This is a genomic window from Sphingopyxis sp. Geo25, from assembly GCF_949769135.1.
In the GTDB taxonomy this organism is placed as follows: Bacteria; Pseudomonadota; Alphaproteobacteria; order Sphingomonadales; family Sphingomonadaceae; genus Sphingopyxis.
Genome location: NZ_CATKOZ010000006.1, coordinates 82,949 through 100,860 on the forward strand (window position 1 = coordinate 82,949; position 17,912 = coordinate 100,860).

Sequence of the window (17,912 nt, forward strand, 5' to 3'; positions counted from 1 at the left end):
TTTCGCCGCCATACCTCCCCCGGGCAGGCTGGGTCGCGGTGTCAGTCGACCCCGCCAAAGGTCATTCCGACCACCTGCTCGACCATCGCCTCGTCCCATTCGATGCGGCGGTCAAGCACCAGCATCGCAAGGCCGTGGACCAGCGACCAGGCGTGCAGCGCCGCGACATCGACCTTTTCTTCCAGATGGGGCAGCGATTGCTGGACGCCGGCGCGGAGCAGGCCATAGGCGACATCGCCGCCGTCGCTGCCCTTTTCCTGATAGCGTTCGGGCATCTGGCGCGTGAAGCTCAGGCGGAACACCGCAGGCTCGTCGTGCGCGAAGCGGACATAGGCGACGCCGATCGCCAGGAAGCCGGTGCGGCCGCCGCCGGCGCGCAGCCACGCCTGCGCCTGCAGCGCGCCGAGGCGGCGCAGCCCTTCGTCGGCGAGCGCGTCGAGCAGCGCCTCCTTGTCCGGAAAATGGCGGTAAAGCGCGGTCGCACTGACCCCGACGTCGCGTGCCAGCGCCCGCAGGCTGAGCTCGGCGCCGTCGCCTTCCTCCAGTCGCCTCAGCCCCGCCGCGATCACCGCCGCGCGCAAGTCGCCATGATGATAGGTGCCCGCGGTTTTCCCGCCGGCATTTTCCATGTTGACACTGTTATCTTGTTCGGCCATGTTGTCACCGTAAACATTCCGAGTCGCCCGCGCAACCCCCACACCGCGCGGCACCTTCGTAACCTTCCACTTAAGGAGCATCGACATGGCGAGCAACGTAGAAAGCCTGATCCGCGGCGCGGTGAAGAAAGGCATCGGCGCCGTCGCCGACTTCAACCGCAAGCGCCTGCCCACCCCCGCCGACGCGCATCCCTATCTCACCGGCATCCACACGCCGATGGCCGAGGAACTGACGCTGGAGGCGCTGCGCGTCGACGGCGAAATCCCCGCGGCGCTGACCGGCCGCTATCTGCGCAACGGCCCAAACCCGGCGGTCGCCCCCGATCCCGCGAGCTACCACTGGTTCACCGGCGCGGGCATGGTCCACGGCATCCGCATCGAAGGCGGCAAGGCCGACTGGTATCGCAACCGCTGGGTCCGCGGCACCGAAGCCTGCGCCGTGCTTGGCGAGGAAATCCCGGCCGGACCGCGTGAGGCAAGCAACGACGCCCCGAACACCAATGTCATCGGCGTCGACGGCCGTACCTTTGCGATCGTCGAGGCGGGCGGCAAGCCCGTCGAACTCGGCTATGAGCTGAACACGATCGCGCACAACCCGTTCGACGGGACGCTGAAGGGCCCGTACACCGCGCACCCGCACCTCGACCCCGCGACGGGCGAGATGCATTCGATCACCTACAAGGGCGACGACTTCAACACCGTCTGGCACGTCGTCGTCGACAGCAAGGCCCATGTGATCCGCGAGCTGGCCATCCCGGTCAGCGACGGCCCGTCGATCCACGACTGCGCGATCACCGAAAATCATGTGCTCGTCCTCGACCTGCCCGTCACCTTCTCGATGAAGCGCCTGCTCGCGGGCCATAGCTTCCCCTATGCGTGGAACGAGAAGCATCCCTCGCGCGTCGGCCTTCTCCCCAGGAAAGGCAACGCGGACGACATCGTCTGGATCCCGATCGATCCCTGCTATGTCTTCCACCCCGCCAACGCGTTCGAGACCGTGGACGGCAAGGTGATCGTCGATGTCGTCGCGCACGAGACGATGTTCGCGGAATCCACGCGTGGCCCCGACAGCCAGAAGGCGCAGATGGAGCGCTGGACGCTCGATCCGGTCGCGCGAACCTCGATGCGCTCCGTCATCCACGGCCATGCCCAGGAATTCCCGCGTTACGACGAGCGGCTGACCACCAAGCCCTATCGCTATATCTATACGATCGCGATTCCCGACGCGGCCAGGTCGGAATGGCAGCTCGCCGATACGCGGTTGTTCCGCCACGACCTCGATAAGGGCGTGACCGACATCCACGACTTCGGCCCCGGTCGCCATCCCGGCGAGTTCGTCTTCGTCCCGCGCAGCGAACAGGGCGCCGAGGATGACGGCTGGCTGATTGGCCTCGTCGTCGACATGAATGACGAGACCACCGATCTCGTCATCCTGAACGCCGACGATTTTACCGGGTCACCGCAAGCTGTGGTTCACCTGCCGCACCGTGTTCCGCCGGGATTTCACGGAAACTGGGTCGCGGATTGACCATATCGGGGCGCCTGATCAGCGCCTCGGTAACGCGCAGCGACCGCTCGTTGTCGACATCGATCGCCGTCGCCCCGTTGCTCACCAGCAGCGGGGCGATGTCGACTTTCAGGTGGCGCGAAATGCGCTGGAAGATGTGGTGGATCGGCCCGAGCCCGAAGCGGAAGCGCAGCAGGTTGACAAGGCCGAAGGCACGGATGATGCGGACGGGCTTCTTGACGAACTGACCACCGCCGCGAAACGCCTCGGCCGCGCGGAGCGCCGACCGGTCGCCGATCCAGTAGGCGTTGCAATTCGAGACCGCGACGTCGGAAAATTCATAGAAGCGCCGCTGCCCCTCGGGATGAACCGCGAGCACATCCTCGCGCCGTGCGAGCGCAACCCCCGCCCCGACGCCGAGCCGCGCCGCCTCGGCGCCGATCTCGGCGATTGTCGCGGGGGTCAGCAGGCAATTGTCGGCCGTGGTGATGAACAGCGGAAACTCGGCCTGTTCGGCAACCGCCAGCACCGAGTCCGCCAGATTGTCGGCAGCCGGCACAATCGTGAGCCGGTCGCCCAGTCGCTCGACCACCTCGTCGGCAAGGTCATCAAGCAGTTTCTGATGATGCGTCGAGACGAAGATATGCGCGGCATTGGTCTGCGCCGCGCTGTCGAGCACATGCGCGATCATCGGGCGGCCCGCGACCGGAACCAGGCATTTGTCGCGAACGCCATGCGCCTCGGCCAGCGCGTCGACCGCGCCCGGCCGGCGCCCCGCGAGGATGAGGATCGAGCCGCTCATGCCGCATTCCTCCGCGCAAAGCCCACAAGCTGGCGAATCATGCTCTCGGCCACGATCGTCTCGATCAGGTCGGCCTGGGTGAAACCCGCGGCGATCGCGGCGCGGCCGAACACCTTCTCCGACCAGAGATTGCAGTTGAGATTGACTTCGAGAAGCCGGATTTCGCCCGTCGCGAAATCGACACGAAATTCGAAGCGGCCATAGTCGAAGGGCCGGAAAACCTCCGCCATCTCCATCGTATAGCGAACGAGCCGCGCACCGACCTCGGCGTCGTCGAACAATTTGAGACTGTATTTCTGGCTGCGGTCTACGAGGTCGCGCTTTTCCTGATAGGTACGCAGGTGGCTGGGGTCGGCCTGTTCGAATATCATCATCGGCAACATTGCGGGGACGCCATCGGTCGTGATGACGGGCACCTCTACGTCGCTCCCCTCGATAAACGGTTCGACGATCGCGTCATGATCCAGCGCATGAATTTCGGCGACCGCCTGCGCGAGTTCGCTCCGGTCTTGGGCGTCGCGAATACCCCATGAGGCCGAGCTGTTGTTCGGCTTGATCACCCAGCGCCGCGCGGGCGGGCATCGTGCGACGTCGACCGGCGCGCCGCGGCGAAAAAGCGACCAGGGCGCGGTCGGAATACCCCGCGCCGCCGCTTCCAGCTTGGTCAGATGCTTGTCGTCGGAGAGCCCGCGGATGATTGGCGATGCCCCGACATAGGGCAGCCCCAGCCGGTTACAGAGCAGCGGCAGGAGCATCTCCGAATTAAAGAAGCCGCCCCTGTTGAGCAGCGGGAAGACGAAATCGGCGTCGGGCCTCGCGAATAGGTCGGCATAGTCATCCGCGATGACGAGCGGTATCCCCAGCGCCTCGAGTATCTCGCGCGTCTCGCGATGATAAAGCGCGTGATTGCCGTCGTCGGGATGCAATCCGCCGGTCCAGCGCGCATGTTTGGCGATGAAAAGGAGCCGCTGCGTGTCGCGCAGGCGTTGGGGGAGCCGGGTCGGCACGAGGTCGGTGGTTCGCATGTGACGGATTCACCATGGCAAGGTTGCACCGCGATGACTTTTCAATGACCGGGCTGACACCAAACCGCCAAATCAGTGTCATCCTGCGCCGGTAGTTTGCAGGAAATCTCCTCCATTCCGGATAGCTCCCCATGCTCCTGAATTCGCAAAGTTTAGACTACCCCTCCTCGCGCGCGAGCACCCGATACGCGGCCCGCCTCGCCTCCGCGCTGGTCAGTGGAGGCGACGGACGCATCCGGCTCGATGCGCAGGGGCGCAATCAATATCATGCGAGCGCCGCGCCGAGCGACGCGCTCGCCTATGGCTCATCGACCATCAGCAGCATTTCGGCCCACGCATTCGACATGCTGATCGGCCACTGGCGCGACCGGCTCGACCAGCCGGTGGCGAGCGCCGACTATGTCGAGGGGCTGGGCGCGATCCGCGAACGGCTCGGCGACTATTTCGGCCTCGCGGGCGAGGCCGCGATCGTCTTTGCAGCGTCGGGAACCGATCTGGAATATGTCGGTCTCGCCGCCGCTTATGACGGTCATCCCTTGACCGCAGTGCTGCTTGGCCGTGACGAAGTCGGCAGCGGCTGCGTCCATAGCGCCGCCGGCCGCTTCTTCGCAGGAGAAACCGCAACCGGCGCGCGCGTCGTCGCGCAAGCTGCGATCGACCCAACATTTGCCGGAACCGAACTGATCGACGTCGCGGTGCGCGACGCAACAGGCAATCCTCGCGCTTCGGCAGCGGTGACCGCCGAACTGTCGCTCCATATCGAGCGTGCGGCGGCGCACCGGCGGCGCGCGGTCGTGCACGTCGTGCACGGATCGAAGTCGGGGCTCACCCTTCCCGCGCTCAACGATGTCGAGCGACTCGTCGCGACGCATGGTGATGCGATGACGATCGTCGTCGATGCCTGCCAACTCCGCATTACCCCGGAGGTGGTCCGCCGGTATATCGCGCTCGGCTGCGTGGTATTGATGACCGGATCGAAATTCGCTGGCGGTCCGCCGTTCAGCGGCTTTGCGCTGGTTCCAGCCTCAGCGCGGGATCGTGCGCAGCCTTTGCCGGAAGGATTTCGGCGCCTTTCAAATCGCGCCGAGTGGCCGGAGGATTGGCCCGGCACCGATCGCCTGCACGCGACGGGCAACTTCGGGCTCCTGCTCCGTCTGCAAGCAGCGCTCTTCGAAATGGAGCGCTTTGCCGCGCTGCCCGAGGACCGCGTTGCGCATGTCGCCGCGCGGTTTAGCCACCATGTGATGCGCCTCGTTGAACGGCTCGAACTCGCGGAGGTGTCTGGCGCCGGGACGAGTTGCCTCGCCACCGAGACGCTTCGCACGCTCGATCTGTCGGCACGTTGGCCGCAATGTGATTTCGATGCGGCGAAAGACATGCACGGGCTGATCGCGCGCGAGACGCGGCAGTGGCTGGGGCAGGAGATCCGGCTCGGCCAGCCGGTGAAGACCCACACGCTTTTTGATGGCCGGATCGCGGGTACGCTCCGCCTGTCGCTTTCGATGCCGTTGCTCACCGAGATGGCCGGGCTGCCTGACGGCGCGCTTGATGCGCGTCTCGATCGCGACATGTCGCTCATCGGCGCGGCGATCTCGGCCGCAGGCGCGGTGCGCTTCGCGGCGCCACGGCCCGCCCCGGTCGATTGAACCGGAAAGCGATTCCGGAACACGACGAACGGGACCGGAATCGTCGCCGCGCCGTCCGGCCGGCACGGCTCGTCGTGGAATCCGCCGCATTTTTGCAGCGCTTTCCGACTGCCGCTCGTTTGTCCCTCGCTATGACGAAAAATCTCCCCCTCTCCCGCTCCGCCACGAGCGCGATTGCCGCGTTCCTGGCCCTGTCCACCCCCACTGCCTTCGCGCAGGAAGCGCCGGTCGTCCCGATGACGCCGCCGGTCGCCGAACCGGCGGCGCCGCCGACCGTGCAGCCGCCGAGCCCGACGGCGCCGACCGCTTCGCCTGCCGCCGCCGAGCCCGCGGCGCCGCCGGTGATCCGCGTCCCGACGGTGATAGAAACGCCGCCGGCGCCGAAGGCCGCCGAACCGAGCGCGGCCGCCGCTCCGCCCCGCGAGGCCCGTCCAGCGCCGCGCCAGCGCGCTGCGGCCCCGGCCCCGGTCCGCGCCCGCGCCACCGTGCCGGCCGAACCCGCTGCCCCGGTCCTGACCGAGGAGGTCGCGCCGCTCGCGGCACCGGTCGCCGAGCCCGTCCAGCCGATCGCCGAACCCGCGCCGGCGCCGGTCCAGAAGGCGACGAACGGCGGCGACAGCTTCCCTTGGGAAATCGCCGGTGGCGCTGCCGCGTTGCTGGTTGCGGGCGCCGCAGGTTTCGCGCTGATGCGCCGCCGCCGCGCCGCGAACGAAGTCTGGGAATTCGACGAGAGTCATCGCAGCGCCGAATGGGTGCCGGCGGCGGAACCGGCCTTTGCCCGCGAGGAAATTGCGCGTGACGACATCGCCGCGGCCCCCGTCGCCGATCCTGTGCCCGCGCAGCCGGTTACCGCCGCCGCGCCCGGCTTCCCCCGGGTGCCGACCCGCAGCATGGGTCGCCACGAAACTCTCGCCATGGCGGGTCCGACGCCGGACAATCCCTTCACGACGCTGAGCAAGCGCCTTGCCCGTGCGCGGTTCCTCGATCGCCAGGAACGCGCCGACTATGACGCGGCGCTGGCGACCAGCCAGCCGCAGACCGAACAGGTGCCGGTGCGCAAGCCGGTCAGCGCGTGGGAAATCTCGCAGCGTCATACCGTCCCGGCCCCCGCCGAGCAGGAGGTCCGCCGCCTGCAGCCCGGAGGTATCCGCAAGGTTCTGAAGCCCGGCTGGACGCGCAACTGATCCGCCCGCTCGCGGGCCAAAGAAAAAGGGCGGCGCCGCGAGGCACCGCCCTTTTCTTTGTCGCAAGCACGGCGGGCGAACCCGCCGGACCCGAACCGAATTACTTCAGTTCGACGGTCGCGCCGGCGGCGATCAGCTTGGCCTTCAGCTCTTCAGCTTCAGCCTTGTTCACGCCTTCCTTGACGGCCTTCGGCGCGCCTTCGACGAGCGCCTTGGCTTCGCCGAGGCCCAGACCGGTGATCGCACGGACTTCCTTGATCACGTTGATCTTGTTGCCGCCGTCACCCGTCAGGATGACGTCGAATTCGGTCTGCTCTTCAGCAGCCGGGCCGGCAGCGGCAGCGGCCGGAGCGGCAGCAACAGCAGCGGCAGCCGAAACGCCCCACTTTTCTTCGAGCATCTTCGAAAGGTCAGCCGCTTCCAGAACGGTCAGCGCCGACAGGTCTTCAACGATCTTTGCGAGATCAGCCATGTTCATTCTCCATCAGAACCGGGATATCCCGGTAGGTAGTTTCAAGGTTAGTTCGAAATCACGCTGCTTCTTTGGCGGCATATGCGCCAAAAACCCGCGCCAGCTGACCCGCCGGGGCTGCGGCAATCTGCGCAACCTTGGTGGCCGGAGCCTGCACCAGACCGATGATCTTGGCGCGCAGCTCGTCGAGCGAGGGAAGCGAAGCCAGCGCTTTCACGCCATTCACGTCGAGGACCACGTCGCCCATGCCGCCGCCAACGATTTCAAGCTTGTCGTTGGTCTTGGCAAATTCCACGGCGATCTTCGCAGCCGAGACCGGATCGGTCGAGGTTGCAAGGGCCGTGGGACCGGTCAGCAGGTCGCCGATACCGGTGTAGGACGTGCCATCGAGCGCGATTTTGGCAAGACGGTTCTTCGTGACGCGAAAGTCGGCTCCTGCGTCGCGCATCTGCTGGCGCAGAACCGTCGACTGAGCGACGGTCATGCCGAGGTTGCGGACGACCACAACCGAAGCGGCATTTGCCAGCGTAGCGTTCAGCGAGGATACGGCTTCGGCCTTTTCCGTACGATCCATGCCTATACTCCACTCATCTGCCCGGATGCGCGGGGCGCCGAAACGCACGCGCCGCCGGGCGGCTAACACACGCTAAGACAGACGCGAGCCAAGGCTCGCCTGTCGTTCGCGCAACGATGTCCGATGGGGTCGGTCAAGCCGCTTGCGCCTGCATCGCAGGCGGGCGACCGATAGAAGACTGTTCCCCGTCTCGGCTGGAAATTAAGAAGGGCAAATCCCCTTCACCAACTGTCTCGGACGGAATTGCCGCAGGCGAACCCGCGGCAACACGGGGGCGCTCATAGCGGGAATGGGCTGGGAGTCAAGGAAATCGGCGGAAGTTGGCTAACTTCGCGCACATCGCGACGGTTGCCCCTTGCAAAGTCTGTTTTACGATATGTCTTAGACACATCGAATCGCATGAAGGAGTTTGCTATGCGACATGGAATGAACCGGCATGGCTGCGGCGAGCGCCATGCCATGCATCGGATGATGCGCGAGGCGATGCGGCATGGAATGCGTGGAGGCGGGCGCGGTTTCGGATATGGCTTTGGCGGGCGTCACGGGCGCGGCGACGACGACGGCCGCGGCCGGCGCCGGCGGATGTTCGACAGCGGCGAGCTGCGGCTCGTGCTGTTGAAGCTGATCGCCGACGAACCGCGCCACGGATACGACCTCATCCGCCAGATCGAGGAGCTGACCGGCGGCGCCTATGCGCCGAGCCCGGGCGTGATCTACCCCACCCTCACCCTCTTGGGCGACATGGGGCTGATCGAGGCGGCCGACAGCGACGGCGCGAAAAAGCTGTTCGCGATCACCGCAGCCGGCCAGGCCGAACTCGATGCGAACAAGGACGCGGTCGAGGCGCTGATCGCCCGGCTGGCCGAGGTCGGCGACGAGCGCCAGCGCGCCGACAGCGCCTCGGTCCGCCGCGCGATGGGCAATCTCCGCGCCGTGCTGATGAACCGGCTGGGCGACCGCGCCCTCGACGAGCCGACGCTGCACGCCGTCGTTGCACTGATCGACGAGGCCGCGCAGAAGATCGAGCGGCTGTGATGGCAAATGTCGTCGCAAACGTCCCGACCGGGCACGCGAGCAAATATCTGCAGCAGCTGTGCAAGCACTGGCAGCATAGCCTGACGGTCGAATTCACCGCCGATCGTGGCACCGTGACCTTCCCCAAGGATGCACGCGGTGCCACCTGGGCTGGCGACGCGCTGGTCACCTTCGATGCGGGCGCCGACGCGCTGACGGTGCGCATCGATGCCAGCAGCGACGCGCATGTCGAGGCGATGACGGGCGTGGTGGCCCGGCACCTCGACCGGTTTGCGTTTCGGGAAGCGCCTTTGGCGTTCGACTGGCAGCGCGTTTCATCCTAAAGCAGCAGGCGAGGTGGGAGAATCGGCAAAATTTGCCAGTTTCTTCGTCAAGGAAAGGAAATTCCGTGTCCGAACCTCAAGGTCTGCTTTGCCCCACCTGCCGCGTAAATTTGACGATGTCGGAGCGTCAGGGGATCGAGATCGACTATTGCCCGCAGTGCCGCGGCGTCTGGCTCGACCGCGGCGAGCTCGACAAGATCATCGAGCGCAGCGAAGGCGCCGGGGCGCCGCCGCCGCGGCAGGCCGCGCCGCAGCCGCAATATCGCGAGCCGCGCTACGACGACGATCGACACTATGCAAAGCCCTACAAGAAGAAGAGCTATACCAAGAGCTTCCTCAGCGATCTGTTCGACTAGACCGCTGCAGCTAGTTGCGTGCTCCCCGGCGAAAGCCGGGGTCCATGCACCCTAGCGCCGGCCGATCTGGGCCCCGGCTTTCGCCGGGGATCAATATGGTTCAGGCCACCACCGCATTTCGCCGCGCGTAGGCGAAGTACACCGCCAGCCCTGCGACATTCCAGATGCCGAACCAGATCTGCGTCTTCGCCGGCAGGCTGAGGAAAAGATAAAGACAGCCGAGCACCGCGATCCCGCCGACGACCCAGGGCATCGGCGTGCGGAAGGTGCGCGGCGCGTCGGGCGCGCGGCGGCGCATGATGAGCATGCACAGCGACACCGCGGTGAAGGCCGCGAGGGTCCCCGCGTTGGCGAGCGCGGCGAGTTCGTCGAGCGGAATGAAACCCGCGAGGATCGCGACGACGATCGCGGTAAAGATGGTGATGCGCACCGGCGTCCCGCGCCCCGACAGCCTGGCGAGCCCCTTGGGAAGCAACCCGTCGCGCGCCATGGTGAAGAAGATGCGGCTCTGCCCGAAGAAGAAGGCGAGGATCACCGTCGGCAGCGCCACGATCGCCGAGATGGCGAGATATTTCGCCGCAAGCGGCTGGCCGAGTTCGCGCAGGATCAGCGCGAGCGGTTCGGGGCTGTTCGCGAATTTGCTGTAGGAAATCGCACCGACCGCCGCGATGGCGACGAGGATATAGATCGCGACGCAAGCGAGCATCGATCCGACGATCCCGATCTTGAGGTCGCGGTCGGGATCCTTCGCCTCCTCGGCCGCGGTCGCGATCGCATCGAAGCCGTAGAAGGCGAAGAAGATGATCGCAGCGGCCGCCATGATCCCGCGCTCGACGCCGTCGGGGCCGACATGCTTTGCAAAGCCGAAGGGGCTGAAGGGTTCGAGGTTCGCGGCGTCGAACGCCGGCAGCGCGACCGCGACGAAAACGGCGAGCGCGATGATCTTCACAACGACGAGGATCGCGTTGACGGTGGCACTCTCGCGCGTGCCATAGAGCAGCATTCCCGCGACCACCGCGATGATCGCAATCGCGGGCAGGTTGACGATCCCGCCAAGCTCGGGCCCCTGCATCAGTTCCATCGGCACGTTCGCCCACGCCTGGAGCAGCGGCGCGGCATAGCCCGACCAACCGACCGCGACCGCGCTGACGACAAGCGAATATTCGAGGATCAGGCTCCAGCCGACGATCCACGCGATCAGCTCGCCGATCACGACATAGCTGTAGGTGTAGGCGCTGCCCGAGGCGGGAATCATCGTCGCCATTTCGGCATAGGCGAGCGCGGCGCAGGCGCAGATCAGCCCCGCGACGAGGAAAGAGACGATCACGGCCGGCCCCGCCTTGTCGGCGCCGACGCCGATCAATGTCAAAATACCGGTGCCGACGATCGCGCCGACCCCGAGCGCGACTAGATGCGGCCAGCTGAGCGTCCGTGCGAGCCCGTGCCCCTCCTGCTGTTCCGGAACGATGGTCTTGCGACGCAGCAGGCTGTCGGTCATTCGAGCTCCCCTTAGGCTATGGCCCGCTTGTAAGGGAGTGACGCGTCAGCGCAAGATAATGACGACGGCGGAGGCTGGGGTGGGCCGGCCGTGGAAACGCGCCATGCCGGGCATGGTTCTGTGCGGGCGGCGGGAATGGCAGGACCATGGATGTCGCCTTCCGGGCTTTAGCTGCCCTTTGCGGCCGATCTGGGTTTAATGACCGGGAACGACCGGTAGCGGACCTTGCGGTAATGGCTCATATAAGATCGAGACCGCAGGAGATGGAAACGATCATGAAGCTGAAAAAACCAAAATTTCTAATCGTCGCCATTTTGATGTTGGTCGGCGGTGCTGCGGGGGTCAGCGAACTTTACCAAAGTCGCGATTGGTCCAAAGGCTATTACGGACCGATATTCCTGATTCTCGGTCTCCTCTGGCTTTATGGTGCGTTTCGTGAACCTTCATCGAGCGTAAGTGAACGCTGACTGGAAACGACCGATTGCGGTCCCAGACGATCCTCCCCCACCAGGGGAGGGGGACCACCCGCAGGGTGGTGGAGGGGCACAGGAGATCATAGGCCGCGCCAGACTGCACGTACCCCTCCACCATGCTTCGCATGGTCCCCCTCCCCGTGCCGGGGAGGATCGGCGAAGTCCGCTCCCCCACCCAAATTCAGACATTCCCTCTTCGTCATCCCGGACTTGATCCGGGATCCATCGCGGCGTTGAAGTCGTGGACCCCGGATCAGGTCCGGGGTGACGAATGTCTGGAAACCACCCGAAGCGGCCCTTCCCCGGGGAGGTGGCAGCGCGAAGCGCTAACGGAGGGGCAAATGGCGCGACGTTGCCGCCCCTCCACCGCCGCCTGCGGCGGCGGTCCCCCTCCCCATGGCTGCGCCACAGGGAGGATAAACTCCCTCTTCGTCATCCCGGACTTGATCCGGGATCCAGCGCGGCGTTGAAGTCGTGGACCCCGGATCAAGTCCGGGGTGACGAATGTCTGGCCCCCCCCCCCCACGCGGCCCCTCCCCGGGGAGGGTGAGCGCCATTGTTCAGGTCATAGCATTTGGACATACTATACCGACATTTCTCGATTGGACTGCAATGATATTGGCGCGCATCCCTGTGCAGGCTGACGGGCGCAGGCGCCGGTCAGTCGATTCGCGGCTATGGGCGATGCCCCGACCGCGGCTTGCAAGTCGAAGCGGACGGACGATCCGCGATGACATGGGGAGACGTCGATGCCTTATGCCGGGTGGGGAGCAGAACGTGATCGCGTCGCGCGCCGCCCCGTCGCGCAGATCATAGCATTTGCACATGGCATCGCGACATTTCCCTATTGGACCACAAACATATTTGCGCGCATGGGTCGCCCATGATTATCAATCGAATTGATTGAGAAATTGATTCAGCAGCGCATCCAAGGGAGGATTTGAGGATGATTTCGTCGAACGCCAAAGCGTATCTTGCGGTCACATCGGCACTGGGACTGGCGCTGGCCGCCGCCCCGGCCCACGCCCAGACCATTCCGGCCGAAGCCGATGCCCCGTTCGCCAGCAACGACATCATCGTCACCGCGCAGAAGCGCGAACAGAATCTGCAGGACGTGCCGGTCGCGATCTCGGTCGTTTCGGGCGACATGCTGGAGCGCGCGAACGTCAATTCGGCCGAGCAGCTGTTCCAGCGCGTCCCCACCCTGACCTTCCGCAAGGGCAACACCAACAAGGATTCGGCGCTGTCGATCCGCGGCGTCGGCACGATCAGCTTTTCGTCGGGGGTCGAACCGTCGGTGTCGACGGTGATCGACGGCGTCGTCTATGCGCGCACCGGCCAGCAGACGTCCGATTTTCTGGACGTCGAGCGCATCGAGGTGCTGCGCGGCCCGCAGGGCAGCCTGTTCGGCAAGAATGCGAGCGCGGGCGTGATCAACATCGTTACGCGCGAACCCGGCGACGCGCTGGGCGGCTATATCGACGCCGCCTGGTACGAGGGCAATGAATATCGCATCCGCGGCAGCGTCGGCGGCGCGCTTTCGGACAGCGTCAAGGCGTCGCTCACCGGTTTCTGGTCGCAGTACGACGGCAACGGCCGCAACGTGTTCAACGGCCACAAAGTCAACGGGTACGAGCATTGGGGCGTGCGCGGCAAGCTTATCGCCGAGCCGACCGACGCGCTCAAGATCACGCTGATCGCCGATTATTCGAAGAACAGCGACAATGGCTATGCCGACAGCATCGGCACCGTTTTCCCTTCGGCATTCAACAATGCGGTGTTCATCCCGAGCCTGGCGCCGCTGGTGCTCGACGGCAAGAACAAGGACATCGACAACGACCTCGACCCCTATACCAAGGACAAGAACAGTGGCGTTTCGGGGCAGTTCGACCTCGACCTTGGCGGCGCGACGCTGACCTCGATCACCGCCTATCGCCACTGGTATAATTTCCAGCAACGCGACGGCGATTTCCGGTCGGACGCGCCGAAATATGTCAACACCGGCACCGCATCGGGCGACGTGCGCTCGCACGACCGCGGCGACCTGAAATTCGACCAGTTCACGCAGGAGCTGCGCATCGCGTCGTCGAACCCGCAATTCTTCGAATATGTTGCGGGGCTCTATTATTACCACACGAAGGAAGTCGACTTCTTCAACCGCACGGTCACGGCGTGCACTGCATCGACGCTGCCGACCGTCGGCGGGCTGACGCCGTGCGCGCAGGGGTCGTCGACCTATACCACCAACGAGGGCAATGCCGATTTCACGACCAAGCTGACCAGCTATTCGGCGTTCGGCCAGGGCACGCTCAATTTCACCGATGCGTTCCGCGGCATTTTGGGCCTGCGCTATACCGAGGACAAGGTGTCCTATGACTTCGCGCGCCGCTCGACCTCGCTGACCGCCTTCCCCGGGGTCAATCCGGCGTTCACCGCATCGGGATCGATCAAGGATCACGGCTGGTCGGGCAATGCCGGGCTGCAATATGACGTGACCGACGATGTCATGGCCTATGGCATGTACACGCGCGGTTACAAGGGACCGGCGCTCAACGTCTTTTTCAACATGCAGGCGCGCGACACCGGCCGCATCGACCCCGAAAAGTCGAACGCCTATGAAGCGGGCCTGAAGACGCGGCTTTTCGACCGCCGCCTGACGTTGAACCTTGCCGCCTTCTATGCCAAATATGACAATTATCAGGCGAATTTCCTCGACATCGTCGCGGGGCAGGTCGTCACGCGCCTGACCAATGCGGGCACGGTGTCGACGCGCGGCGTCGAGCTGGATTTCAACGCCGCGATCACCGACGATTTCTCGCTGTCGGGCGGGGTCAACTATACCGACGCGCACATCAACAAGTTCATCTGTCCGACCGGCGCGGCGGTGACCTGCGCCGACGCGATCAACGGCAAGCCGCTGCCCTTTGCCCCCAAATACAAGGGCACGGTGACGATGGACTGGCGCCTGCCGCTGAACCTCGACGGGTTCAATGTCGATCTGAACAGCTCGCTCGTCTATCAGAGCAAGACCAATTTTGACATCAACCAGAACCCCAACGCCTTTCAGAGCGCCTATGCGATCTGGGACGGCGGCATCCGCGTGAGCACGTCGGACGACAAGTACAGCCTGTCGTTCATCGTCAAGAATATCACCGACAAGCAGTTCGTGATCCAGCGCATCCCGAACGGTACCAGCTTCATGCGCCAGATCACCCCGCGCGACGCCGAGCGTTATTTCGGGGTGACGGGCCGCGTGAATTTCTGACCCTCCTGCCCCCGCCGCGGTCGCTATCCAACGCGGCGGGGGCTTTTCCTGGCCGGGCAACGGCCCGATATCCTGAGCCGTCGCCACGGACTCGATCCGGGGACCGTCTTCGCGAGCGAAAGGGCGGGTGCCGGATCGGGCCCGGCACGACGGGAAACAGTCGAAAGGATCCTGCTCCATGGCGCTCGAAGCGCTCGACACCGGTTTTGCGATCCGTCTCGGCGGGCGGGCGATCCTGACGCACAGCGAAGGCGCGCCCTGTTTCGCGGTCGGGCGCGGGGTGCCGCATGTCCATGCGAAGCTCGGGCATTTCGACGTGAGCCAGGAGGTGATCGAGCGGATCGCGCTGGCGCATGTCGAGGGTGATGGCGATGTGCTGCGTTTCGCCGAGGCGGCGGGGAAGCCGTGGCTGCTCGAAGCAACTGTATCGAGCGATGACGAAGATGCCGCGATCGCGCTGACCGCGCTCGACCCGGCGCTCAACCGGCTGTGGCTGCGCGTCCCCGCCGAGGCGGGCGAGCATGTGTGGGGGGGCGGCGAGCAATTCTCCTATTTCGACCTGCGCGGGCGGCATTTTCCGCTCTGGTCGAGCGAGCCCGGGGTCGGGCGCGATCCCTCGTCGGCGCTGTTCCGGCAGGTCGAGGCGCACCGCAAGGGCGGCGGCGGCAGCTATGCCCACACCAATTATCCGCAGCCGACCTATGTGAGTTCGCGGCGCTATGCGCTGCATGTCGACAGCTTTGCCTACTCCGCGTTCGATTTCCGCCATGACGATCACCACGAGGTCGAGGTGTGGGAGATTCCCGCGAAGATCGAGCTGTGGGCGCGGCCGCGTTTCACCGAACTGGTGTCGGCGCTGTCGGATCGTTTCGGGCGCCAGCCGCCGCTTCCCGAATGGCTGCTGAAGGGTGCGGTGATCGGGCTGAAGGACGGCGACAACAGTTTCGCGCGCCTGAAGGCCTATGAGGAGGCCGGGGTCGCGGTGTCGGGGCTGTGGTGCGAGGATTGGGTGGGCCTTCGCATCACCAGTTTCGGCAACCGGCTGTTCTGGGACTGGCAGTGGAACGCCGAGCGCTATCCCGACCTGCCGGCGCGGATTGCCGAGCTGCGCGCACGCGGGATCCGTTTCCTTGGTTATGTGAATCCTTATCTGGCGGTCGACGGGCCGCTCTATGCCGAGGCGGCGGCGCAGGGCTTCATGGTGATGCGGCCCGACAGCGACGAGCCCTATATCATCGATTTCGGCGAGTTCGACTGCGGGCATGTCGACTTCACCAACCCGGCCGCGGCGGCGTGGTTCGCCGATACGATCATCGGCGAGAAGATGATCGATTTCGGGCTGTCGGGCTGGATGGCCGACTTCGGCGAATATCTGCCGGTCGATGTGCGGCTGGCGAATGGCGAGAGCGGGATGACCGCGCACAATCGCTGGCCGGCGCTGTGGGGCGAGGTCAATGCCAAGGGGATCGCCGGGCGCGGGCAGACGGGCGAGATGATGGTGTTCATGCGATCGGGCGCCGCCGGCGTGCAGGGCCATTGCCCGATGCTGTGGGCGGGCGACCAGGCGGTCGATTTTTCGCGCCACGACGGGATTGGCACGGTGATCTGCGCCGCGCTGTCGGCGGGGATGCTGGGCAACGCGCATCATCACAGCGATTGCGGCGGCTATACCAGCCTGTTCGACACGGTGCGCGATGCCGAGCTCGCGATGCGCTGGGCCGAGATGGCGGCGTTCACGTCGATGATCCGCACGCACGAGGGCAACCGGCCGCGGCAGAATGTGCAATATGACGACGATCCGGAGCTGCTCGCGCATTTTGCGAAAATGACGCGGATCTATGCGCATCTGGCGCCCTATATCCGGCGGCTGTCGCAGGAGGCTTCGGAGACGGGGTTGCCCGTGCAGCGGCCGTTGTTCCTGCATTTCGAGGATGATGCGGAGACCTATGCGATCCAGACGAGCTATCTGCTCGGGCCCGATCTGCTCGTCGCGCCGGTGATTGCGGCGGGGAAGAGCGAGTGGACGACCTACCTGCCCGCGGGCGCCGATTGGGTGCATGTCTGGTCGAGGCAGAGCTATGCCGGCGGCGGCGATGCGACGGTTGCGGCGCCGTTCGGGCAGCCGCCGGTGTTCTACCGCGCGGGGTCGTCCGACAGCGCGCTGTTCGACGCGATCGTCTCGGCCTGAGCGACCTCCTTCAGCACCGTAACGAAGGCGGCGACGAGCGCGCTGCGGCTGCGGTTGCGGAGAAGATGGATCGCGTCGCGGGTGACCTCGGATGGCGGCAGCGCGATCATCGCGAGGCCGCTGCGCGCCGCGAGCCGCTGCGGCACGACGGTGATCGCATGGCCGCTCGCCGCCATGTCGAGGCAGGCGGCGGTGGAATCGAGCTCGTAATCGGGGAACTGCCCCGCGGCGACGCGAGCGCGGAGCGCGCGGGGGAAATTGCTGCCCGGCGCAGGACGCGGGAGCGCCCATGCGAAGTCGGCGCTGTCGCCCTGCCCCCTCGTCAGCGGATGGTCGGGCGCGCAAACGAGCATCAGGGGTTCGGGGGGCAGCGGGATGCACAGCACCTCGTCGGCATGACCCGAGGATGCGAATTTCGCGCGGTTGCAGACGACGAGGTCGAGGCGGCGATCGACGAGCGTTTCGAGCAATTGTTCCGACGGCCCGCCGGTGACGGTGACGCGGACGCCGGGGTGCATTTCAGCAAAGCGCGCGATCGCGTCGGTGAGCAAGGGCTGCAGCGGATAGGGGCCGCTGCCGACCGCGACGGTGCCGCCCGTTGGTTGGCCGAGCCCGCGCGCTTCCTGTTCGAGGTTCGCAGACGCCGCAATCACGTCGCGCGCCGAGCGGATCAGTCGGTCGGCATCGCTCGTCGGGCGCACATAATGGGTGGTGCGGTCGAACAGCGTCGCGCCCAGCTCCTCCTCGAGCTTCTGGATCGAACGGGTCAGCGCCGATTGCGTGAGGCCGAGTTCGTCGGCGGCGCGCGCATAGCTGACGAGGCGGTAGAGCGTGTCGAAATGGCGGAGGCGGCGGAGGTTCATGGCGCGCACCATATCATTCCCCTAATGCAATACCAATGCCGCTGT

16 protein-coding genes are annotated in these 17,912 nt (G+C 65.5%); 9 read left to right on the forward strand and 7 right to left on the reverse strand.

Annotated elements, in window-relative coordinates:
• Positions 1-41: 41 nt before the first annotated feature.
• On the reverse strand, positions 42-656 hold the full coding sequence (locus tag QOL68_RS15265; RefSeq protein WP_282949971.1) for a TetR/AcrR family transcriptional regulator: 615 nt from the start codon (positions 654-656) through the stop codon (positions 42-44).
• Between the two features lie 85 nt (positions 657-741).
• Here QOL68_RS15265 and QOL68_RS15270 point away from each other — a divergent pair, with 85 nt between their 5' ends.
• Positions 742-2,184 (forward strand): 8'-apo-carotenoid 13,14-cleaving dioxygenase, encoded by a 1,443-nt coding sequence (locus QOL68_RS15270; protein ID WP_282949970.1) that lies wholly within the window; start codon positions 742-744, stop codon positions 2,182-2,184.
• Here QOL68_RS15270 and QOL68_RS15275 read toward each other — a convergent pair.
• A complete protein-coding gene (locus QOL68_RS15275; protein WP_082657803.1) occupies positions 2,105-2,965 on the reverse strand; it encodes an NTP transferase domain-containing protein in 861 nt (286 codons plus the stop codon). The genes QOL68_RS15270 and QOL68_RS15275 overlap by 80 nt on opposite strands.
• A complete protein-coding gene (locus QOL68_RS15280) occupies positions 2,962-3,990 on the reverse strand; it encodes a D-alanine--D-alanine ligase family protein (protein WP_282949969.1) in 1,029 nt (342 codons plus the stop codon). Before QOL68_RS15280 ends, QOL68_RS15275 begins: the two co-directional genes overlap by 4 nt.
• Positions 3,991-4,121: 131 nt before the next feature.
• Here QOL68_RS15280 and QOL68_RS15285 point away from each other — a divergent pair, with 131 nt between their 5' ends.
• Both QOL68_RS15285 and QOL68_RS15290 read left to right on the forward strand, forming a co-directional pair.
• Positions 4,122-5,636: a hypothetical protein gene (locus tag QOL68_RS15285; RefSeq protein ID WP_058456937.1), complete on the forward strand. Its 1,515-nt coding sequence runs from the start codon at positions 4,122-4,124 to the stop codon at positions 5,634-5,636.
• Between the two features lie 131 nt (positions 5,637-5,767).
• Entirely contained in the window at positions 5,768-6,820 is a 1,053-nt protein-coding gene (locus tag QOL68_RS15290) for a hypothetical protein (RefSeq protein ID WP_058800346.1), read from the forward strand.
• A 100-nt stretch (positions 6,821-6,920) separates the two neighbouring features.
• On the opposite strand, the gene rplL is transcribed toward QOL68_RS15290, so the two are convergent.
• A complete protein-coding gene (gene rplL, locus QOL68_RS15295) occupies positions 6,921-7,292 on the reverse strand; it encodes a 50S ribosomal protein L7/L12 (RefSeq protein WP_058456953.1) in 372 nt (123 codons plus the stop codon).
• Between the two features lie 58 nt (positions 7,293-7,350).
• A complete protein-coding gene (gene rplJ, locus QOL68_RS15300; protein ID WP_058456935.1) occupies positions 7,351-7,866 on the reverse strand; it encodes a 50S ribosomal protein L10 in 516 nt (171 codons plus the stop codon).
• Positions 7,867-8,349: 483 nt separating this feature from the next.
• Here rplJ and QOL68_RS15305 point away from each other — a divergent pair, with 483 nt between their 5' ends.
• The 3 genes from QOL68_RS15305 (at position 8,350) to QOL68_RS15315 (ending at position 9,580) form a co-directional block, all read left to right on the forward strand.
• Positions 8,350-8,901: a PadR family transcriptional regulator gene (locus QOL68_RS15305; RefSeq protein ID WP_058456952.1), complete on the forward strand. Its 552-nt coding sequence runs from the start codon at positions 8,350-8,352 to the stop codon at positions 8,899-8,901.
• Positions 8,901-9,224, forward strand: a complete 324-nt coding sequence (locus QOL68_RS15310) for a DUF2218 domain-containing protein (protein WP_058456934.1) — start codon at positions 8,901-8,903, stop codon at positions 9,222-9,224. The genes QOL68_RS15305 and QOL68_RS15310 overlap by 1 nt, the downstream gene beginning before the upstream one ends.
• Before the next feature lie 116 nt (positions 9,225-9,340).
• Positions 9,341-9,580, forward strand: coding sequence for a TFIIB-type zinc ribbon-containing protein (locus tag QOL68_RS15315; RefSeq protein ID WP_058456933.1), 240 nt, complete (start codon positions 9,341-9,343; stop codon positions 9,578-9,580).
• A 100-nt stretch (positions 9,581-9,680) separates the two neighbouring features.
• Here QOL68_RS15315 and QOL68_RS15320 read toward each other — a convergent pair whose 3' ends face one another.
• Positions 9,681-11,078 carry an amino acid permease gene (locus tag QOL68_RS15320; RefSeq protein WP_282949968.1) on the reverse strand — a complete coding sequence of 466 codons (1,398 nt, stop codon included), beginning with the start codon at positions 11,076-11,078 and terminating at the stop codon, positions 9,681-9,683.
• Positions 11,079-11,353: 275 nt separating this feature from the next.
• Here QOL68_RS15320 and QOL68_RS15325 point away from each other — a divergent pair, with 275 nt between their 5' ends.
• The 3 genes from QOL68_RS15325 to QOL68_RS15335 all read left to right on the forward strand — a co-directional run bounded on the left by QOL68_RS15325 (position 11,354) and on the right by QOL68_RS15335 (position 17,004).
• Positions 11,354-11,545 carry a hypothetical protein gene (locus QOL68_RS15325; protein WP_156416597.1) on the forward strand — a complete coding sequence of 64 codons (192 nt, stop codon included), beginning with the start codon at positions 11,354-11,356 and terminating at the stop codon, positions 11,543-11,545.
• A gap of 952 nt (positions 11,546-12,497) precedes the next feature.
• The gene (locus QOL68_RS15330) at positions 12,498-14,816 is read left to right on the forward strand and encodes a TonB-dependent receptor (RefSeq protein ID WP_282949967.1); all 2,319 of its coding nucleotides are present in this window, start codon (positions 12,498-12,500) and stop codon (positions 14,814-14,816) included.
• A 178-nt stretch (positions 14,817-14,994) separates the two neighbouring features.
• Complete coding sequence (locus tag QOL68_RS15335) at positions 14,995-17,004, forward strand: alpha-glucosidase (protein ID WP_282949966.1); 2,010 nt, start codon at positions 14,995-14,997, stop codon at positions 17,002-17,004.
• Here QOL68_RS15335 and QOL68_RS15340 read toward each other — a convergent pair.
• The gene (locus tag QOL68_RS15340; RefSeq protein WP_282949965.1) at positions 16,950-17,867 is read right to left on the reverse strand and encodes a LysR family transcriptional regulator; all 918 of its coding nucleotides are present in this window, start codon (positions 17,865-17,867) and stop codon (positions 16,950-16,952) included. The genes QOL68_RS15335 and QOL68_RS15340 overlap by 55 nt on opposite strands.
• Between the last annotated feature and the right edge of the window lie 45 nt (positions 17,868-17,912).